Origin of the sequence: Pseudomonas sp. NPDC086112 (genome assembly GCF_044746425.1) — a bacterium.
In the GTDB taxonomy this organism is placed as follows: domain Bacteria; phylum Pseudomonadota; class Gammaproteobacteria; order Pseudomonadales; family Pseudomonadaceae; genus Aquipseudomonas.
Genome location: NZ_JBIVCD010000009.1, coordinates 1 through 18,971 on the forward strand (window position 1 = coordinate 1; position 18,971 = coordinate 18,971).

19 protein-coding genes are annotated in these 18,971 nt (G+C 50.4%); 18 read left to right on the forward strand and 1 reads right to left on the reverse strand.

Translation table 11 applies throughout. From position 1 onward, the window contains the following. Window positions 1–433 precede the first annotated feature (433 nt). The 9 genes from ACIPLA_RS08880 (at window position 434) to ACIPLA_RS08920 (ending at window position 7,453) form a co-directional block, all read left to right on the forward strand. Entirely contained in the window at window positions 434–712 is a 279-nt protein-coding gene (locus ACIPLA_RS08880; RefSeq protein ID WP_008071618.1) for a hypothetical protein, read from the forward strand. A 150-nt stretch (window positions 713–862) separates the two neighbouring features. Further along, window positions 863–1,159 carry an integration host factor subunit beta gene (gene ihfB, locus ACIPLA_RS08885; RefSeq protein ID WP_007899751.1) on the forward strand — a complete coding sequence of 99 codons (297 nt, stop codon included), beginning with the start codon at window positions 863–865 and terminating at the stop codon, window positions 1,157–1,159. Between the two features lie 27 nt (window positions 1,160–1,186). Then, window positions 1,187–1,426 (forward strand): LapA family protein, encoded by a 240-nt coding sequence (locus ACIPLA_RS08890; protein ID WP_192344041.1) that lies wholly within the window; start codon window positions 1,187–1,189, stop codon window positions 1,424–1,426. Window positions 1,427–1,653: 227 nt separating this feature from the next. Continuing rightward, window positions 1,654–2,730: a dTDP-glucose 4,6-dehydratase gene (gene rfbB, locus ACIPLA_RS08895; protein WP_192344042.1), complete on the forward strand. Its 1,077-nt coding sequence runs from the start codon at window positions 1,654–1,656 to the stop codon at window positions 2,728–2,730. Next, window positions 2,727–3,620 (forward strand): dTDP-4-dehydrorhamnose reductase, encoded by an 894-nt coding sequence (gene rfbD, locus ACIPLA_RS08900; RefSeq protein WP_401172957.1) that lies wholly within the window; start codon window positions 2,727–2,729, stop codon window positions 3,618–3,620. Before rfbB ends, rfbD begins: the two co-directional genes overlap by 4 nt. Next, window positions 3,617–4,507 carry a glucose-1-phosphate thymidylyltransferase RfbA gene (rfbA, locus tag ACIPLA_RS08905; protein WP_401172958.1) on the forward strand — a complete coding sequence of 297 codons (891 nt, stop codon included), beginning with the start codon at window positions 3,617–3,619 and terminating at the stop codon, window positions 4,505–4,507. The genes rfbD and rfbA overlap by 4 nt, the downstream gene beginning before the upstream one ends. A gap of 56 nt (window positions 4,508–4,563) precedes the next feature. Continuing rightward, on the forward strand, window positions 4,564–5,487 hold the full coding sequence (locus ACIPLA_RS08910; protein WP_401172959.1) for a glycosyltransferase: 924 nt from the start codon (window positions 4,564–4,566) through the stop codon (window positions 5,485–5,487). After that, on the forward strand, window positions 5,484–6,443 hold the full coding sequence (locus tag ACIPLA_RS08915) for a UDP-glucose 4-epimerase family protein (protein ID WP_401172960.1): 960 nt from the start codon (window positions 5,484–5,486) through the stop codon (window positions 6,441–6,443). The genes ACIPLA_RS08910 and ACIPLA_RS08915 overlap by 4 nt, the downstream gene beginning before the upstream one ends. Then, window positions 6,443–7,453: a glycosyltransferase family 4 protein gene (locus ACIPLA_RS08920; protein ID WP_401172961.1), complete on the forward strand. Its 1,011-nt coding sequence runs from the start codon at window positions 6,443–6,445 to the stop codon at window positions 7,451–7,453. The genes ACIPLA_RS08915 and ACIPLA_RS08920 overlap by 1 nt, the downstream gene beginning before the upstream one ends. A 65-nt stretch (window positions 7,454–7,518) precedes the next feature. Here the strand turns inward: ACIPLA_RS08920 and ACIPLA_RS08925 are convergent, their stop codons facing one another. After that, window positions 7,519–8,547 (reverse strand): glycosyltransferase family 2 protein, encoded by a 1,029-nt coding sequence (locus tag ACIPLA_RS08925; protein ID WP_401172962.1) that lies wholly within the window; start codon window positions 8,545–8,547, stop codon window positions 7,519–7,521. Between the two features lie 242 nt (window positions 8,548–8,789). Between ACIPLA_RS08925 and ACIPLA_RS08930 the strand changes: the two genes are divergently transcribed. From ACIPLA_RS08930 to ACIPLA_RS08970, 9 genes are all read left to right on the forward strand, one after another. Continuing rightward, the gene (locus ACIPLA_RS08930) at window positions 8,790–10,784 is read left to right on the forward strand and encodes a polysaccharide biosynthesis protein (RefSeq protein ID WP_401172963.1); all 1,995 of its coding nucleotides are present in this window, start codon (window positions 8,790–8,792) and stop codon (window positions 10,782–10,784) included. 223 nt (window positions 10,785–11,007) lie between these two features. After that, the gene (locus ACIPLA_RS08935; protein ID WP_401172964.1) at window positions 11,008–12,090 is read left to right on the forward strand and encodes a DegT/DnrJ/EryC1/StrS family aminotransferase; all 1,083 of its coding nucleotides are present in this window, start codon (window positions 11,008–11,010) and stop codon (window positions 12,088–12,090) included. 25 nt (window positions 12,091–12,115) lie between these two features. Further along, on the forward strand, window positions 12,116–12,787 hold the full coding sequence (locus ACIPLA_RS08940) for an acetyltransferase (protein ID WP_401172965.1): 672 nt from the start codon (window positions 12,116–12,118) through the stop codon (window positions 12,785–12,787). After that, on the forward strand, window positions 12,784–13,251 hold the full coding sequence (locus tag ACIPLA_RS08945; RefSeq protein ID WP_401172966.1) for a MaoC family dehydratase: 468 nt from the start codon (window positions 12,784–12,786) through the stop codon (window positions 13,249–13,251). Before ACIPLA_RS08940 ends, ACIPLA_RS08945 begins: the two co-directional genes overlap by 4 nt. Further along, entirely contained in the window at window positions 13,244–14,203 is a 960-nt protein-coding gene (locus tag ACIPLA_RS08950; RefSeq protein ID WP_401172967.1) for a glycosyltransferase family 2 protein, read from the forward strand. The genes ACIPLA_RS08945 and ACIPLA_RS08950 overlap by 8 nt, the downstream gene beginning before the upstream one ends. After that, a complete protein-coding gene (locus tag ACIPLA_RS08955) occupies window positions 14,200–15,273 on the forward strand; it encodes a glycosyltransferase (protein WP_401172968.1) in 1,074 nt (357 codons plus the stop codon). The genes ACIPLA_RS08950 and ACIPLA_RS08955 overlap by 4 nt, the downstream gene beginning before the upstream one ends. Before the next feature lie 109 nt (window positions 15,274–15,382). Then, window positions 15,383–16,183: an ABC transporter permease gene (locus ACIPLA_RS08960; protein ID WP_401172969.1), complete on the forward strand. Its 801-nt coding sequence runs from the start codon at window positions 15,383–15,385 to the stop codon at window positions 16,181–16,183. A gap of 11 nt (window positions 16,184–16,194) precedes the next feature. After that, a complete protein-coding gene (locus ACIPLA_RS08965; protein ID WP_401172970.1) occupies window positions 16,195–16,938 on the forward strand; it encodes an ABC transporter ATP-binding protein in 744 nt (247 codons plus the stop codon). A 176-nt stretch (window positions 16,939–17,114) separates the two neighbouring features. Beyond that, window positions 17,115–18,971, forward strand: coding sequence for a hypothetical protein (locus ACIPLA_RS08970; protein ID WP_401172971.1), 1,857 nt, complete (start codon window positions 17,115–17,117; stop codon window positions 18,969–18,971).

Below are 18,971 nucleotides of genomic sequence, written 5' to 3' on the forward strand. Positions count from 1 at the left end.
AGACGATGCTGAAGAGAAAGAAGCCATCCAGAGCTTGAAAGACAAGCCTTCGGATAGCATCGCTGCTGGTCCTACCACTCTGGGCGACCTGTTGCGTGCACAAATGGAAAAGCAGAACTAAGTTCTGACAGACCATAAAAAAGGGCGACTTCGGTCGCCCTTTTTTGTGTCTGCGATTTGGTGAATCCCAAGGAGGGCTGACACCACTGCTTTTCGTAGGAGCCAGGCTTGCCGGCGAAGGCGTCCGCAAAAACGCTGTCGCCGGCAAGCCTGGCTCCTACGAAAGGCAGTTTGCCCGCCGCCTTATTTCTTTCGTGAAACCAATGATCTACACAAGTTGTCTGTAACTTCATACAGGTCAATCATCTATTCGAGGCTAGGCTTAGTCTGAAGTGAACGACCGCTGGGCATTGCGCCCGGCATAAGGAAGCGAATGAACAAGCTCATTGTCGTGATAGCAGTACTGACATTGGCAGGTTGTACCACTAGCGCCAAGACTCATGCAGTGCGCGGAGTCAGTGGCATAGAGATCGATTGTTCCGGGTTGGGCTCCGGCTGGGAAAAGTGCCACAAGCGAGCTGCAAAGGAATGCAAGGGCGCAGGTTATAAAGTCGTCGTCAGGTCCGATGATGCCAAGGAAGAGGATGTATTCCCTTTCGGCTTCAATCCCGCGGGTTATCTGACGCGCACCATGCTGGTTATCTGTAGATGAATGCCGGGTTAGAGCAATGTTCCGATGTTCTTAAATCGGGCACCTCATTACGAGGAAGGATATGTCAAAACTCAGGCTGTTCAAATTTCTCCGGGCATGCTAAAACCTTTGAAGCGCTTTTCCTAGCTGCTTGAAAAAGAAGGGAAAAATATGACGAAGTCGGAGTTGATCGAACGAATTGTCACCCATCAAGGGCTGCTCTCATCCAAGGATGTGGAGCTGGCCATCAAGACCATGCTTGAGCAAATGTCCCAATGTCTGGCCACCGGTGATCGAATCGAGATCCGTGGGTTTGGCAGCTTCTCCTTGCACTATCGCGCACCGCGCGTAGGCCGCAATCCGAAAACCGGTCAGTCCGTCAGCCTCGACGGCAAGTTCGTTCCGCATTTCAAGCCAGGCAAAGAACTGCGCGATCGCGTGAACGAGGAAGAGGAGGAGGGGCTTTGACAGCTGCTGCACTTCAAGGAATCGCTGATGCGTAATCTCAAGCGCGTACTTCTCGCTATAGTTGTCCTGTTGCTCGTTCTCGCGATCCTGGCGTTCGTACTTGAGAACCAGCAAAGCGTGTCACTGCTGTTCCTGGGCTGGGCGGGCCCGCAGTTGCCAGTATCGCTGGTCATGGTGATTGCGCTGCTGATTGGCATGGTGATCGGGCCGATTCTCGGCTGGTTTCTGGGACGTACGTCCAGAGCTTCACGCAAGCGCCTTGTCTGATTTGCGACAAACCCGTTGCACGCGTCGAATTTGCGTCATGGCTTGTCCATATCCATTAGTAAAACCTTCATTAAGCTGTAAAATGCTGCGCTTGGTCGATAGGGCGTTCCCGAATCGGTTCAGACTGACTCTGTCAGAAGCCACGGCTGACTTGATGGCTTTTGCATTCATGGATTAGACAGTGCGCGGTTGGCGGCCCTGTCAGCAACTTAAGGGTATGGTTTCGCGTGAAAATTCTAGTTACCGGCGGCGCAGGGTTCATCGGCTCGGCAGTCATTCGTCATATCATCTCCAACACTGCCGACTCTGTCGTTAACGTCGATAAACTGACTTATGCCGGTAACCTTGAGTCGCTGGCCGAAGTCAGCCAGAACTCGCGTTACGTGTTCGAACGCGTCGACATCTGCGACCGTAATGAAGTGGACCGTGTTCTGCGTGAGCACCAACCAGATGCCATCATGCACCTGGCCGCAGAGTCCCACGTTGACCGCTCGATCTCCGGTCCGTCTGAATTCATCCAGACCAACATCATCGGCACGTACACCTTGCTGGAAGCTGCACGCCACTATTGGGCAGCGCTGGATGATGCGCGTAAAGCCAACTTCCGCTTCCACCATATTTCCACCGACGAAGTCTACGGAGACCTCGAAGGTCCGGAAGACCTCTTCACCGAAACCACACCGTATCAGCCAAGCTCGCCATATTCGGCCAGCAAGGCCAGTTCCGATCACCTGGTTCGCGCCTGGGCTCGCACTTACGGTCTGCCGACGTTGGTCACCAACTGCTCGAACAACTACGGCCCTTGCCACTTCCCAGAGAAATTGATCCCGCTGATCATTCTCAACGCACTGGAAGGCAAGCCGCTGCCGGTCTACGGCAAAGGCAACCAGGTCCGTGACTGGCTCTACGTCGAAGACCACGCCCGCGCACTGTACAAAGTCGTGACCGAAGGCGTGATCGGCGAGACCTACAACATCGGCGGCCATAACGAAAAGCAAAACATCGAAGTGGTGCATACCCTGTGCGCACTGCTCGACGAACTGCGTCCAGATTCTGCGCATCGCCCCCATGCCAGCCTGATCACCTACGTTCAGGATCGCCCGGGCCACGATCAGCGCTATGCCATCGACGCCAGCAAAATCCAGCGCGAGCTGGGCTGGACGCCGGAAGAAACCTTTGAAACCGGTATCCGCAAAACCGTCGAGTGGTACCTGAACAACACTGAATGGGTAGCTCACGTGAAGAGCGGCAGCTACCAGCAATGGATCGATCAGAACTACACGGATCGTTCGGACAAAGCATGAAAATCCTTCTGTTGGGAAAAAACGGCCAAGTCGGCTGGGAGCTTCAGCGCTCCCTTGCACCACTTGGCGAGTTGATCGCCCTCGATCGTCACCCGGTCGATGGTTTGAGCGGCGACCTGTCTGATCTCGATGCATTGCGCGCGACGATTCGTAAGGTCAAGCCGGATATCATCGTCAACGCAGCGGCCTATACCGCGGTCGATAAAGCCGAATCCGAGACCGAACTGGCCGATCGTGTGAACGGTCAAGCCAGCCAAGTCATGGCTGAAGAAGCCGTATCCCTGGGTGCCTGGCTGATTCACTACTCGACCGACTATGTGTTCAGCGGTGAAGGCCTGACGCCGTGGCAAGAGACGGATGCCGTCGCCCCGGTGAATCACTACGGCGCCAGCAAACTGGCCGGCGAGCAAGCGATCATTGCCTCGGGCTGCAAGCACCTGATCTTCCGCACCAGCTGGGTCTATGGCGCTCGCGGCAATAACTTCGCCAAGACCATGCTGCGTCTGGCCAAGGACCGCGACACCCTGAGCGTCATCGCCGACCAGATCGGTGCCCCAACCGGCGCAGATTTGATCGCCGATGTAACGGCACTGGCCATTCAGCAGGTCCAGCTACGCCCTGAACTGGCGGGCCTGTATCATCTGGCGGCCAGTGGTGAAGTGTCCTGGCACGGCTATGCCAGCCATGTGATCGGTTTTGCCAAGGCCACCGGTGAAGAGCTTGCCGTCACGGCGATCAATCCGATTGACACAACCGCCTACCCAACACCGGCGCGCCGCCCTCTGAACTCACGGTTGAACACTCAGAAGCTGTGCGACAATTTTTCTCTGCACTTGCCGGATTGGCAAAGTGGTGTCACCCGAATGCTTATGGAAGTCCTGAACAAATGACCACGACAAATCGTAAAGGCATCATCCTCGCTGGCGGCTCGGGCACTCGCCTGCACCCGTTGACCCTCGGCGTGTCCAAACAGATGCTGCCGATCTACGACAAGCCGATGATCTTCTATCCGCTGTCGGTGCTGATGCTCGCCGGTATGCGCGAAATCCTGATTATCTCCACCCCTGAAGACCTGCCAAGTTTTCAAAAATTGCTGGGTGACGGCAGCCTGTACGGCATCAAACTGACCTACGCCGAGCAACCTAGCCCGGACGGTCTGGCGCAAGCCTTCATCATCGGTGAAGAGTTCATTGGCAAAGATCCTTGCTGCCTGATCCTGGGCGACAACATCTTCTACGGTCAGCACTTCTCGGAAAACCTGCGATCCGCCAGTACTCAAGAGCACGGTGCAACTGTATTCGGCTATCACGTATCGGATCCGGAGCGTTTCGGTGTAGTCGAGTTCGACGCTGCCGGCCGCGCCTTGAGCATCGAAGAGAAGCCGCTGAAGCCAAAATCCAGCTACGCGGTGACTGGCCTGTACTTCTACGACAACCAAGTCGTGGAAATCGCCAAGAGCATCAAGCCATCCCCACGTGGTGAGCTGGAAATCACTGATGTTAACCGTGCATACCTCGAGCAGAAGACCCTCAACGTTGAAATGCTCGGTCGTGGTTTTGCATGGCTGGATACCGGTACCCATGATTCGCTGCTGGAAGCCAGTCACTTCGTGCACACCATCGAGCAGCGCCAAGGCCTGAAGGTGGCGTGCCTGGAAGAGATTGCTTACCACAATGGCTGGATTACTGCCGAGCAGTTGGGTACTCAGGCTGATGCTTTGAAGAAGACTGGCTACGGTCAGTATCTGCAAAAGCTCCTGGACTCGCCTTCCCACTGATTCGAAGGCTCATACCTTTCGAGCAGTAGCGTTTAACCGGTCCAGACAGGAATGGCATGCCAGTAAAACATCCCAAAGTTGCGGTTTTGCTGGCTGCCTACAATGGCATGCAGTGGATCGAAGAACAGTTGACTTCGATCCTCTGCCAGTCTGCAGTAGACGTCAGTATCCATATCAGCATCGATGCCTCCAATGATGGCACTGAGGCGTGGTGCGAGTCTTTCGCGGCCTTACACTCAGATGTAACCGTGTTGCCATCGGTGGGGCGATTTGGTGGTGCTTCCCGCAATTTTTTTCGTTTGATGCGCGACGTAAACTTTGAAGCTTATGACTTCATTGCGTTCGCTGACCAAGATGACGTGTGGCATTCGGATAAGCTGAAGAGAGCAACCGGAATGTTGCGCGGACAAGATGTTGATGCCTACTCCAGTAATGTGACGGCATTCTGGTCGAATGGAAGAACGCACCTTCTTGATAAAGCTCAGGCTCAAGTTGAGTGGGACTATTTGTTTGAGGCAGCAGGGCCAGGCTGTACATATGTCTTTAGTCACCATTTGGCTGGAGTGTTGAAGACCTCAATTGTTGAAAACTGGCAGGCTATTCAGGATGTCAGTTTGCATGATTGGTATTGCTATGCTTTTTCGCGCAGTCATGGCTATAAATGGCTAATTGATCCTTATTCTTCAATGCAGTACCGACAGCACGATCGGAATCAGGTTGGGGCCAATACAGGTATCAATCCGCTGATTGCTCGTTACAAAACCATTCATGATGGCTGGTGGTTCTCCCAAGTCAAATTGATAGCGAGTCTTGTGGGGGCTTCAGGGACACCATTTGTTAGTCGGTGGTTCAAGTTGGGGCGGAAAGAGTTGCTTGCGTTGTCTTTAAGCGCTTGTAAGTGTCGGCGCAGGTTTCGCGACAAGATGTTTTTCTTTTTTATATGTTTGGCAACCGCTGTTATTGGAAGTAAAGCCAAATGAGCGCCTCGCGAGTACTGGTGACGGGGGCGAGTGGGTTTGTCGGGGAGGCTGTTGTTTACAGACTGCTTCTTGAGCGTCGGTTCACTCCAGTGGCCGCTTCACGTGGCAGAACGCGACTGGACGGCCTTTGTCAGGTCGTGCCCTTCGACTTGGGGGACGCAGTCACGATCACTTCAATGATGGGTATCGAGGTGGTTGTGCACGCCGCAGCTCGCGTTCATGTAATGAATGACAAGGCAGTCGATGCCGTTGCCGAGTTTCGGCGTATCAATGTCGACGGTACTGTCAGGCTTGCACGAAGTGCTGCTGCTGCCGGAGTAAAGCGCTTCATTTTTATCAGCTCGATTAAAGTCAATGGTGAGTCAACGGAGCCAGGGAAACCATTTGATGCGGATTTGAAACCGCAGCCGATGGATCCTTACGGTATTTCGAAGATGGAGGCGGAGATAGCGCTGAGGGAAGTCGCAAGAGAGACAGGGATTGAGGTGGTCATTATTCGCCCGCCGCTCGTATATGGTCCAGGTGTCAAGGCGAACTTCCTGAGTATGATGCGCTGGCTCGACAGGGGGGTGGTACTGCCCTTGGGGGCGATTGGTAATCGGCGAAGCCTGGTGGCAATTGGTAACCTTGTGGACCTGCTGGTCACTTGCATTGACCATCCTGCCGCGGCCGGGCAAACCTTTCTTGTTAGTGATGACGCAGATATGTCCACCACTCAATTGCTCGATAACATGGCAAGTGCTCTTGGTAAAAAAGCACTGCTCTTACCGTTGCCGGTATGGCTGCTGAAGGCTGTGGCATCGTGTTTTGGAAAGCAAGGTGTTGCCCAGCGCCTGTGTGCCTCGTTGCAAGTCGATATCAGTAAAACCAGGCGTGTACTCGGCTGGGTTCCGCCAGTCTCTGTCGAGAAGGCGCTCCGTCAAACTGCAGATTATTACCGGGACTTAAAATACTGATGATTGTCTGGTGGTTGTTAGGTGTGGTTTTTGCAATCTCCTGTGGGTTGACCTTGGTACTGCGTCGTTATGCGTTGGCCAAAAGCCTGATGGATATCCCGAATGAACGGAGTTCTCATTCTGTGCCGACCCCCAGGGGCGGGGGCGTCGCCATTGTCGTGGCCTGTTCGCTGGCGCTCCCTGTGTTGGGGGGGATGGGTTACTTGGGAGGAGCGTCGTTACTGGGGGTGTTGGGTGGCGGGCTGCTTATCGCAATCATTGGTTTCGCGGACGATCACGGGCATATCGACGCCAAGTGGCGGCTCCTCGGTCACTTTATAGCTGCAGCTTGGACGTTGTACTGGCTTAACGGTCTTGCACCGATCCAATTGTTTGGTGAGAGAGTCGACCTTTCGGTGATAGGTAGCGTACTGGCAGCGTTCTATCTGGTTTGGATGCTCAATCTCTACAACTTTATGGATGGCATCGATGGTTTGGCGAGCGCGGAGGCCATCTGTGCGTGTTTGGGGATGTCTCTGGTTTACTGGTGCTTCGATGCTACAAGCCTGATATGGGGACCGCTGGTCCTGATCGGGGCTGTTGCAGGTTTCTTGTGCTGGAATTTTCCTCCAGCACGAATCTTCATGGGGGACGCCGGCAGTGGTTTCTTGGGGTTCATTCTGGGTGCATTAGCGTTAGAGTCTGCCTGGGTTCGGCCTGAGCTCTTTTGGTGCTGGATAATACTTCTTGGTGTTTTCATTGTTGACGCGACCTGGACTCTGATGAGGCGACTTCTTCGGGGTGAGAAGGTTTATCAGGCTCATAGGAGTCACGCCTATCAGCACGCCTCGCGTCGATACCAAAGCCATCTGGTGGTGGCTTCTCTTGTTGTTTTGATCAACCTTGTTTGGCTGTTGCCGATTGCATTGTTGGTGGGGGCGGGTTGGCTGGGGGGCGGGCTGGGTTGTCTGATAGCGTTTGTTCCGTTGGCAGTGCTCGCATGGAAGTTTGAGGCGGGAGTAGCAGGCTGACCAGGCGTCGCGAAAACTACTCCGAAGATTTGTCTGATAGGCGTTTTGTTGTGTTGCGGATGTCTTTATATTTTATTGAGTATCGCGGCGGCAACCAGGCTGATGTTGCCTTTGAGTGTTTGCCGGTGAACGCCACTTTTCTTCATCAAGCGAAGCCTTGAAAGCAATCCATTTTTGCGGGCATCTTCGAATCGTTCAAGCGTGCGTCTATTGTCTTCTGTGAGCTCCATTCTGATGGAGTTCAGAACGATCAGGTTTTGAGTGCTCCACTCACTGAAGCGTCCGCTCAGCATTTTCAAGATTCGAATAACCTGATTTCTGAAGGTTGCATTCGCACCAATCAGGTTGGCCTCGTGCTGTCGATAAAGCAGTGTCGGGGTTTGATCAAAGGTAACCTGACCACCACAGCCTGTCACCAACAGATAGGCAAGCCAGTCATGAGCCACGACCGGGGAGTCATCGGAGATCCGGCACATTAGGTCGCGAGCCGCATTGTTGATCAGCATCGTATTGGCGCCTGCTATGCTTTGAACCAATGAGTTTTCAAAACAGGGGCGCTTTTTGAATGGCGGAGAAAAACCCAATGGTGCAAGGTCGGTGTTGACCAGCTTTGTTCTTGAGCAGTACAGATGGGGTTTGTTGATGGGGGCTTGGGGTATCAGGGCGATGCTTCGACTCAGTTTGTCTTCAAGCCAAATGTCGTCCTGATCGCTGAATGCGAAGTAATCGGCGACAATTTCTCGATTTTTAATCAGTGACAGAAAGTTCTTTGCAAAGCCTTGGCGAGGGCCTTGCAAGATGACGATTTTTTCATCGCCTAGTTGTTTCTTGTACTCCTCAAGAATTTCCAGTGTCGAGTCGGTCGAGCCGTCATCCGATACATGGATTGACCAGTTTTTATGGGTCTGGCTAATGAAGGAATCCAGTTGTTCCCTGAGAAAGCGTTCTCCATTGTAAGTGCAAACAAGTATTGCGACTTTTTTGCTCTCTATCGAGGGCCCAAGTATCGTCGATGGATCGGAATCCAAGTGGAAGTTATCCTTCGTTTGTTCTGTCATGATTGAAAGCTCTCGCACCTGGGTCATGTAGCGCATGTGCTCAATTTATTAAGAGTCGCGTACATTTTGAGGTATATTTTAGGCAAGTTGCAGTAATGAATGCGGATGGGCTTTGCGCCAGTTTAACAGCATAGGTGGCTTGGTGGCGAATGGCGGGGCGTGGGGGGGGGGGGGGGCACGCTTCGGCCTTCCGTTCAGTGGTCGTATTTCCCCGAAAAAAAGGGATACAATGCGACGGTTAATAGGTTCAGGGAGCAGAGCGGTGATCGAGCGAATCGATGGATAAATTACGTTCATTTCTTCTGGGGTTGCCACGCAGGCAGAAGCGCCTGCTACAGGTTGGCAGCGACATTGTGCTGGTCTGGCTGGCACTCTGGTTAGCGTTCATCGTCCGCTTGGGCATTGATGACATGTACAACCCGATCAGGGTGCATGCATGGCTCTTCGTGAGCGCGCCAATTGTTGCAATCCCGCTCTTCATACGTATCGGAATGTACCGTGCTGTGATGCGGTATTTTGGCAATGATGCCCTTATTGCCATTGTCAAGGCTGTAAGCCTTTCGTCACTGATACTCGCGGTGGTCGTTTATTGGTACAGCAATCACGCCAGCGTGGTGCCTCGTTCAATTATTTTCAATTACTGGTGGTTAAGTCTAGTGATTATTGGTGGATTGCGCCTGTGCATGCGCCAGTATTTCATGGGGGATTGGTTCTCGGCTGCCCAGCACATGCCCTTCACAAATCGCGACGATGGTTTGACAAAAGTTGCTGTTTATGGAGCTGGAGTGGCCGGCAATCAACTGGTCGCTGCTTTGCGCATGGGGCGGGTAATGCGGCCGGTCGCTTTCATTGATGATGATCCCAGTATTGCAGATCGGTCTATTTCCGGGCTTCAAGTTTATAAACCAAAGCATATACAGCAAATGATTGATGTGACGGGGGCCCAGGAAATACTCCTTGCGCTTCCTTCGTCAACGCGAGCACGTCGTCGCGAAATTCTCAACTTCCTTGAAGGCTTTCCGCTGCATATCAGAAGTGTTCCAAATTTCACCGATCTGGCCAGTGGTCGAGTGAAAGTAGACGATATTCAGGAGGTTGATATTGCTGATCTCCTAGGACGTGATTCCGTGCCGGCTCGAGCGGATTTGCTGACCCATTGTATAAAAGGCAAAGTTGTAATGGTGACGGGGGCCGGTGGCTCGATCGGTTCAGAGCTTTGCCGTCAGATCTTTTCATTGGGCCCCACCGCGCTGTTGTTGTTTGATCATGGCGAGTTCAATCTCTACAGCATTTTGTCTGAGCTCGAGCGCCGAATAGACCGTGAGTCCATCTCGATTCGCTTGCTTCCGATCCTGGGTTCTATCCGTCATCCCCATAAACTTCAGAATGTAATGAGGACTTGGAAAGTTGACACGGTTTATCACGCAGCGGCGTATAAGCATGTACCGATGGTGGAACATAACATCGCCGAGGGTGTGCTCAATAACGTCATTGGAACCTTGAACACTGCGCAGGCGGCTCTGCAAACGGGGGTGTCGAACTTCGTTCTGATTTCCACCGACAAGGCCGTCCGTCCAACGAATGTGATGGGAGGTACAAAGCGTCTCGCGGAACTGATTTTGCAGGCGCTGAGTCGTGAAGTCGCGCCAGTGCTGTTTGGCGACAAAGGCAACATCTCACGGGTGAACAAAACCCGCTTTACGATGGTGCGCTTTGGCAATGTACTCGGCTCGTCAGGCTCCGTGATACCCCTCTTTCACAGTCAGATCAAGTCGGGTGGACCCTTGACGGTCACTCATCCGAAGATCACTCGATACTTCATGACAATTCCCGAGGCAGCCCAATTAGTCATCCAGGCGGGGTCGATGGGGCAAGGGGGGGACGTTTTCGTTCTCGATATGGGGGAGCCGGTGAGGATTGTCGAGCTGGCAGAGAAAATGATTCATCTGTCGGGATTGAGCGTTCGATCGGATAAAAGTCCTCAGGGGGACATCGCTATTGAGTTCACCGGTCTTCGCCCAGGTGAGAAGCTCTATGAGGAGTTACTGATAGGTGACAATGTTTCAGCCACTCCTCACCCAATGATCATGAGTGCGGATGAAGATCATGTGCCGTGGGATGTGCTGAAGACACGCTTGGGTGAGTTACTGGTTGCCGTAGAGGAAGATGACTACTCGCGTGTTCGTCAGCTTCTCCGGGAAACGGTGAGTGGCTACACGCCCGATGGAGAGATTGTGGACTGGATTTATCAGCAGCGCAGGCTCGATTCCTGAGGCCCTTCGACCGCGCCTGGCAAGGGGGGGGCGGTATGCTTCGGTGGCATTTTACGGTATCCTCGTCCGGCGTTTAAGGTGCCCTGTTTGCCTCGGAAAGGGAGTCGAATTTCCAGCTGTCAGGGCTCGCGGCTTGTTCGTTCGAGAGATACTCAGCTCTTCGTAGTATTAATACAATCATTTTTAACAGAACTAAGTAGTCGTTTTGCTTGTCGGGGCGTTCATGAATATTACAGTTACGAAGCCGTTTGTCCCTCCCTTTGGTGAGTTTCAAAAATATCTGCTTGGGGTTTGGGAGCGTGAATGGTTTACCAATAATGGTCCGTTGGTGAACGAGCTTGAATTAAAGCTCAAGGAAAAGCTTGATGTCGACCATTTGCTGTTTCTCAGTAATGGTACTATCGCGCTCCAAATTGCAATTCGAGCGCTCGATTTGCAAGGGGAAATTATCACCACTCCGTTCAGTTATGTTGCGACTACTTCCAGCATCGTCTGGGAACGTTGTGAACCTATTATGGTTGATATTTGTCCTGATACTCTGAATATCGACCCTGAAAAGATCGAGCAAGCCATTACGTCGCGCACTTCCGCTATTTTGGCAACCCATGTATTCGGCAATCCGTGTGATGTCGAAGCGATTGAAAAGATTGCACAAAAACATCAATTGCGCGTTATCTATGATGCCGCTCACGCGTTCGGCACTCAATATAAGAATCGCTCGTTATTGGCCTATGGCGATGTCGCGACCTGTAGTTTTCACGCCACCAAGCTTTTTCATACCATTGAAGGGGGCGCTGTAATTACGTCCAGTCCTGATATACTGAAAAATATGGCAATGATGCGAAACTTTGGTCATTCGTCACTCACTGAATTCGGTGGCGTAGGCGTGAATGGCAAAAATTCCGAGGTACATGCTGCCATGGGGTTGACGAATCTCAAGTATGTTGAAGAGATTCTAAAAGTTCGCAAAGAGTTGTGCGAGCACTACAAGTCCGAGCTCACCGAGCTTCCTATTCGTTTCCAGAAAATCACCAAAGATACTGATTACAACCATTCTTACTTCCCCGTCATATTCGAAGATGAGAAGACGCTCCTGCACGTTATGGCAGAGCTGAATCTGAATAATATTTATCCTCGTCGTTATTTTTACCCTTCGCTTTCTGACCTGCCTTACGTCCACGAGCAACACTCCCCAATCTCTGAAGATGTTTCACGGCGTATTATTTGCCTGCCGCTCTACCATACGCTATCGCGTGAAGAAATAGACATGATATGCCGGATTATCAAGCGCTCGATTAGATATTGAATTGTATGGGTTTTCAGGAGGCTGTATGAGAAAGTATTTTGGGATCATCGGCGCTGGTGGATATGGCCGTGAAGTAATCCCCCTCGCCAAGGCTATGGTGGACGACCTCCTTGCGAGCGATAGCGCGGAACTGTATTTTGTTGTCGAGGGCGAAGTCGGGGAAGAAACTATCAATGGTTATCGAGTTATTTCGCTCGATTGTTTTCTAGCCTTGCCGGGCGAGATACTATTCAGTATCGCAATTGGAGCATCCGACGCGCGGGAGCGTATATCTGCCGTCTGTGAAAGTCGGGGGGCGAAACCTTTCTCGGTCATCGCTGAAAATGTTGTGATCCTTGATAGCAATGATATCGCGGAAGGTGCGGTGCTTTCGCCATTTGTGACGGTCACTTCAAATGCGAAAATTGGCAAGCACTTTCATGCGAATATCTATTCTTATGTTGCCCATGACTGTGTAATTGGTGACTTTGTTACGTTTGCACCTGGTGTCAAATGTAATGGTAATGTTGTTATTGAAGATCACGCCTATATTGGTACAGGTGCTTCCATTATTCAGGGCAAGGCCTCGCGGCCGCTGACCATCGGTCGTGGTGCGATCGTTGGCATGGGCGCTGTGGTGACCAAGAGTGTTCCTCCGGGCGCTACAGTTGTGGGGAATCCGGCTCGCCCTCTCACTCGAGAGGCGATGCGTAAATGACAACGATCAATTTATTTCCGACTGAATTGACGATTGAACAAATTAAAGTCGGTATGCAGGTTTCGTATTCTCATACAGTAACGGACGCCGATGTTAAAGCGTATGCTGGATTGTCGGGAGACAATAACCCGGTCCACATGAGTGACGAGTACGCACAGAACTCGAGATTCAAGGCGCGTATTGCGCATGGTCTGTTTTCGGCTGGTTTCTTTTCTGCAATGTTTGGAACGCGGCTGCCAGGTCCGGGTTGTGTTTATATTTCGCAGAACCTCGTTTTTAAGGCTCCCGTTTATCTTCAGGATACGGTTGAAGCTACTGTTTGTGTAAAAGCAGTGAGCACTCGTAAGCGAGTGGTAACGTTCAGGACTTACTGCACTGTCAAGGGGCAGTTGGTCATTGACGGCGAAGCGGAAATTTTTATCCCTAAAAAACCAAAATCAGAAGAAGGGGTGACCAGTGCTTAAAGAGGCGGTTGGCATATCGGTTCTGTTGGTTGCATACAACCACGAAAAACATATTCGCCAGGCGCTGAATTCCCTGTTTGGACAGGTATTTGATGGGCCGATCGAATTGGTCGTAGCGGATGATAAATCTTCCGATAGCACGCTTTCGATTGTTAAAGAATATGAAGGCGTTGATCCGCGCTTTACATTCAAATACCTGGACTATAGTGAAAATTTGGGTATCACGAAAAACTACAAGCGCGGTTTTGAAGCTTGTACCTCGAAATTCGTGGCGGTGCTTGAGGGGGACGACTACTGGATCAGTCCCTGGAAGTTGCAACGCCAGGTAGACTTTCTGACAGAGCATTGGGAATCAGATGTATGCTCTGTCAATTATTATGTTTATGAAGAAGATCGTGCACAACTTTCACCGAGAGTTCCGGCTTCCACCGGGCATCGGTTTATCTCTGCCAGAGAATTGATTGCTGATAATGTTGTGGGCAACTTTTCAACCTGTATGTACAGGCGGAGCGCCTTGATTCGACTCCCCGAAGGATTGTTTGATATCAAATCATATGACTGGATCACCAATATTGTTTTGGCCAAAACCAGCTTGATTGGATTTTTGGAAGAACCAATGTCGGTATACCGTCTTCACGGTGGTGGCGTTTGGACACAAACCCCGCATATCGATAAGTTGAAAACCCAGTTGGCCATTCTGCCCGCATATGACGCATTGACAGATAATGTTTTTCACGAGGACTTTGAGCGGCTCTCCAGCCACTTACGTCATGTAATTACTGTCTCACAGCTCGGACACGTTGCCGAGTCCGTTGGGAAGCCGGTGTTTCGTGTAATTCCGACACTTGTGAGCTTAATGCCACCCGTTTTTATAATGTTTATCAAATTGCTTGTTCCCGTTGCCGTCATGAATCTACTTGCCAGAGTCGTTAAGCGGAGTCGTTCGGTATGAAAAACCCTACAGTATCCGTCATCATGGCGACTTATAATCACGCCAGTTTTGTCGAGCAAGCAATCCAGAGCGTGCTCGGGCAAGTGGATGTGGATTTTGAGTTCTTGATTTCGGATGACGGCTCTGCGGACTCGACCCGAGAGGTGGTCGCCTCAATCAAGGATGAGCGAATCAAGTTTTTCCCCAATGAAGTGAACCGAGGTGCGGGTGTTGTTACCAACGAGCTAATTGCGCGTTCATCGGGTGAATTTATCGCGCTCATAAATTCGGATGATTACTGGTGCGATGCCGATAAGCTTGCTTATCAAGTCAAGTTCATGCGAGACAATCCTCAGGTTGGCGCCTGTTTCGGCAGGGCGCGTTTTGTCGATAAAGATGGCAACTCCATGGGTAAAGCATCGGACGTATTCGACCAAGAGAATCGTTCGCAGGGTGCTTGGTTGAGGCGCTTCTTCGAGTTGGGAAACTGCATCTGCCATCCTACAATGCTGATTCGCAAGAGTTGTTACGATCATCTGGGCATGTACAGTAATCGGCTGCGTCAGTTACCGGATATGGAAATGTGGATTCGCTTGGTCAAGCACTATCCGATCCATATATCCGATAGAGAATTGATTACCTTTCGATTGATGCCTGGTGAGAACGCCAGCAGTCAAACCGTTTCCAATTCGATTCGTACCATCAATGAGCATTATCTGATTGCGGATGAATTCTTTGACGATGTGACTGCGAAACAGTTGGAAGATGGGTTTTCTGACTTGATCAAGTTGAAGACGATCGCTTCCGATGTTCATCTTGATATCGAAAAGGCGCTTTTGTACTGGAGTTATAATCAGTGGCTGGGGAAACCCTATCAGATGATTGGTATGCTGAAGCTGAACAAGCTGCTGAACAGTCCAGCTCATCACAAAGTCATTGTTGAGGATTATGGTCTGGATGATCGTTGGTTCCAGAAGGAGTTGGGGGAGATCGATGTGCTTCGTCCAAAAGTCGTTGCGGTGATGAGTCAACAGAAATCAAGAGCTATCGGGGTCTGGCAGCGGGTATTGACCAGACTCTCCCGTTCTTGAGTTTTCGAGAACGTGTGTTTGGCGTTTATTAAATATTCGCCGATTGATGAAATACCTGGTCCGGGCGATGCCCGACCAGGGTTGATTTTAACTAAGTATGGCGTAATTAATGACAAGTAACTCAATATTTAACGCACTGGCTGACATAGTTTCGTCAGCAAAGCGCTATCCACTCGTCGGCATGCTGGGATGGGCGGATATCAAGCAGCGATACAGACGTTCTGCATTAGGCGCGTTTTGGCTAACCGTCAGTATGGGGGTAATGATTGCCTCTATTGGTTTGGTATTCGGCCAGATATTTAATACGCCGATGCAGGAATACTTGCCATTCCTTGCTTTGGGTATCGTCCTTTGGGGGTTTATCTCGTCCAATGTGACCGAAGGTTGCGTAGCATTTACTTCTGCTGAAGCGATTATCAAGCAGTTAAATATTCCTCTTTTTGTTCATGTGCTTCGGTGCTTCTGGCGCAACTTGATTGTGTTGGGGCATAATATTGTCATTGTGCCGATTGTCTTCTTGATTGTTGGCAAACCACTGACCCTGACGATGCTGCTATTTGTGCCAGGCATCATTCTGCTGTCTATAAATCTGCTCTGGATTTCTCTGGTTCTTGGGGTATTGAGCACCAGGTTCCGTGACATCACTCAGATCATCGTAAACGCTACCCAAGTTGTATTTTACCTGACGCCCATTATGTGGGCGCCGTCATTGCTTCCCTCGCGGCATGCGGCCTACTTGCTCAATTCAAATCCGATTTATCATTTGTTGGAAATTACCCGTGGGCCGGTATTGGGTACTACGCCTGCTCCGGAGAGCTGGATCTTCGCGATCGCTATGGCAGTGTTCGGCTGGTTGTTGGCAATTGTTATATATAATCGGTATATGCGCCGTATCCCTTACTGGCTTTAATGGAATATTGTATGGCTTCTATTGATTTTAATAACGTCACTGCCGAATTTCCCATTTACAATGCTAATGGGCGCTCCCTAAAAAAACGGCTTATTCAGGTCGCTACGGGCGGAAAATTGTCAGCAGACGAACGGGGGCACGTAGTCGTTCGCGCTTTGGAGGATATCAATTTTTCCTTCAAGGATGGCGATAGAGTCGGCTTGCTAGGGCATAACGGAGCGGGTAAGAGTACTTTATTGCGCCTGTTGTCCGGCGTTTTTGTGCCCACTTCAGGTGTTGCCAGTATCAAAGGTGATATTGGTTCGTTAATTGATATCTCGCTTGGCATCGATCACGAGGCGACCGGGCGAGAAAATATCTATTATCGAGCAGCCCTTCTAGGTATCAGCAAGTCTGAAATCGAACTTAGATTTGACGAAGTCGTAGAATTCTCAGAACTGGGGGATTTTATCGATATGCCTACGCGGACTTATTCTTCCGGTATGCATCTGCGCTTGGCATTTTCCGTCTCTACAATCATTTCTCCAGAGATTCTTCTGATGGATGAATGGTTGTCTGTAGGCGATGCAAATTTCCAGCATAAAGCAGAGGCGCGGATGACTGACATACTAAACTCTACCAAGATACTGGTGGTGGCGACTCATTCACGTGAGCTTGTCCTGAACACCTGTAATAGGGTTATCTGGTTGGAACACGGAAAGATAAAAATGGACGGAGATCCGGCTTCTGTCGCGACCGCTTATTTTGGTATGTAGTTTTTTATAATTGCGCAGTTGAGTTTTTAGTGTTGAAAAAGCTCACCCTTTCTCAGGGTGGGCTTTTGGTTTATGTGATCCAAAGTTTAAAGGGCTATGCTGATCCGGTGCAGGCATGCCAGTGAGCTGTCTAAAAAGGAAGGGACTAGATTTTCTGGGCCCTTGGGGATTTTAGAATGCGAAAATTAATAAATAATATGATCGAGTATTTGAAGTCTGTTGCCCGTAATTATCTTTTTAAGATTGTCAAGAAGGAGCCTGAAAAGCTCGACGCGGTTAAAATGGCATGCAAGGAGTTGCTTGATAAGGATTTCTACCTGGAAAGGTATCCTGACATTGCTGCCGCCAATGCCGACCCCCTTTCTCATTACACCGAATGTGGTTTTGCAGAGGGGCGTTGGCCGCTTTCAATTACCAGTGCTGATGCCGGGCTTCGAATTCAAAAGGCTCTTGAGTTTGATCCGTTGAACAGCATGGCTGTAAAGTTAAACTTGATGTTAACTCTGGGTGCGCCGGATCTGGCTACAATAAGACGTGGACTGGCGTGGTATAAGGGTGGGGTGGCAACGCCTGAAATGATCGATTTGCATCGTCAATTGATTGAGGATGCAGCAGTCGCGCTACTCATCAATCAATATCGAAGTTCAAATAAGTTTTCTGAGATGCACTCCGTTCTAGGTGAGTTTCTGGACCTGCTCCCGGAATCGAATCAGATCAAAACGGCACTCGCTCTTTGCATATTCAGGCTTGGTCGGTTCGAGAAGGCGGGTAACGCCCTCGCAGAGTTATCCGAGATACCTCCAGTCTTTGAAAGTTTGGTTTCGGAAGCGGCAATGACTATTGCCGAAGCAAAAAAAGTCAATACAGACCTGCCTTGTGAGTCGCAGATCCTGCTATTGGATTCGTCCTTTCCGTCCAAGATATCTTCTTTTCGTTATGGTGAGTTCAAGAGCTACCTGGAAGAGATTGCCGAGTGTTCAATACAGGTGCTGCCGGATAATTTGTCAAAATACGGCGAACCACTGCCGTTTCATGCACAGGTAGATCAATTCAAAAAAGCGAGCGGGCTGGCGTCGAATCGAATCAGGTATTTTGATGCTGACTTTATTGGCGATCCCAAACTCGCTTATTGCGTCTTCTTGAACCTGGCGGATTACTTTTATACTCAGATAGGTCTGCCATCTGCCGAGCACCTCTTGTTTACACTTTATCCGGGCGGAGGGTTCAATTTGAATGACAGGGTTTCGGATCAGAAACTTCGCAGACTTTGTGATAACCCAAAGCTGTCCAAAATTATTACAACGCAAAACGTCTCCTATCGATATCTGGTCGAGGGTGGTTTTTGTGAGCCAGACCGTATTCAACATATATACGGCGGCATCATTCCAAATATTTATACGTTGAACGATCAGTTGCCGACAGCGAAGAGTCTGGATAAGCCCCTTGATGTATGTTTTGTCGCTCAGAAATATTCGGCAACCGGTGCTGAAAAGGGGTACGACGTATTTGTCGATATCGTCAAAAAGTTTGCGAACTCAGCAGATATCCGTTTTCACGTCGTTGGTGGATTTGATGAAAAAACCATAGAACTCGGTGATATTCGTAATATCACGTTCTATGGGACGCAATCCGCAGGTTTCTTCGACGAATTTTACACAACAATGGATTTGATATTGTCTCCCAATATCCATGTCAGTGCGTTGGATCCTTCACAGCCGGAATCGTTTGATGGTTTTCCAACAACCGCTGTAGTAGAGGCCGGTTTGAAAGGGGTTGCTGTCTTCCTGACCGATTTCAAAGGTATGAATTTTCATCTCGATGGCAGTGCCATTTTTAAAGATCACGAGATGAAGATTATTGACAGGGATCCTGATTCAATCAGTCAATTGATTTACGGCTATCTCTCCGATCGAGAGGCATTGATTGAACTGGGGCAAAACGGGAGGCGCGCCATCTTGAGAGAGTTCAGTTATGAGGGGCAGATGCGCCCTCGGATTGAGCTGCTCAACCATTACCTTTCTGCTATTTCTTGA

Excerpts from the sequence above, each read along its gene's own strand:
- ACIPLA_RS08880 (WP_008071618.1), top strand. The coding sequence starts at position 434 with ATGAACAAGCTCATTGTCGTGATAGCAGTACTGACATTGGCAGGTTGT.
- ihfB (WP_007899751.1), top strand. The coding sequence starts at position 863 with ATGACGAAGTCGGAGTTGATCGAACGAATTGTCACCCATCAAGGGCTG.
- ACIPLA_RS08890 (WP_192344041.1), top strand. The coding sequence starts at position 1,187 with ATGCGTAATCTCAAGCGCGTACTTCTCGCTATAGTTGTCCTGTTGCTC.
- rfbD (WP_401172957.1), top strand. The coding sequence starts at position 2,727 with ATGAAAATCCTTCTGTTGGGAAAAAACGGCCAAGTCGGCTGGGAGCTT.
- rfbA (WP_401172958.1), top strand. The coding sequence starts at position 3,617 with ATGACCACGACAAATCGTAAAGGCATCATCCTCGCTGGCGGCTCGGGC.
- ACIPLA_RS08910 (WP_401172959.1), top strand. The coding sequence starts at position 4,564 with ATGCCAGTAAAACATCCCAAAGTTGCGGTTTTGCTGGCTGCCTACAAT.
- ACIPLA_RS08915 (WP_401172960.1), top strand. The coding sequence starts at position 5,484 with ATGAGCGCCTCGCGAGTACTGGTGACGGGGGCGAGTGGGTTTGTCGGG.
- ACIPLA_RS08920 (WP_401172961.1), top strand. The coding sequence starts at position 6,443 with ATGATTGTCTGGTGGTTGTTAGGTGTGGTTTTTGCAATCTCCTGTGGG.
- ACIPLA_RS08925 (WP_401172962.1), bottom strand. The coding sequence starts at position 8,547 with ATGCGCTACATGACCCAGGTGCGAGAGCTTTCAATCATGACAGAACAA.
- ACIPLA_RS08930 (WP_401172963.1), top strand. The coding sequence starts at position 8,790 with ATGGATAAATTACGTTCATTTCTTCTGGGGTTGCCACGCAGGCAGAAG.
- ACIPLA_RS08935 (WP_401172964.1), top strand. The coding sequence starts at position 11,008 with ATGAATATTACAGTTACGAAGCCGTTTGTCCCTCCCTTTGGTGAGTTT.
- ACIPLA_RS08940 (WP_401172965.1), top strand. The coding sequence starts at position 12,116 with ATGAGAAAGTATTTTGGGATCATCGGCGCTGGTGGATATGGCCGTGAA.
- ACIPLA_RS08945 (WP_401172966.1), top strand. The coding sequence starts at position 12,784 with ATGACAACGATCAATTTATTTCCGACTGAATTGACGATTGAACAAATT.
- ACIPLA_RS08955 (WP_401172968.1), top strand. The coding sequence starts at position 14,200 with ATGAAAAACCCTACAGTATCCGTCATCATGGCGACTTATAATCACGCC.
- ACIPLA_RS08960 (WP_401172969.1), top strand. The coding sequence starts at position 15,383 with ATGACAAGTAACTCAATATTTAACGCACTGGCTGACATAGTTTCGTCA.
- ACIPLA_RS08965 (WP_401172970.1), top strand. The coding sequence starts at position 16,195 with ATGGCTTCTATTGATTTTAATAACGTCACTGCCGAATTTCCCATTTAC.
- ACIPLA_RS08970 (WP_401172971.1), top strand. The coding sequence starts at position 17,115 with ATGCGAAAATTAATAAATAATATGATCGAGTATTTGAAGTCTGTTGCC.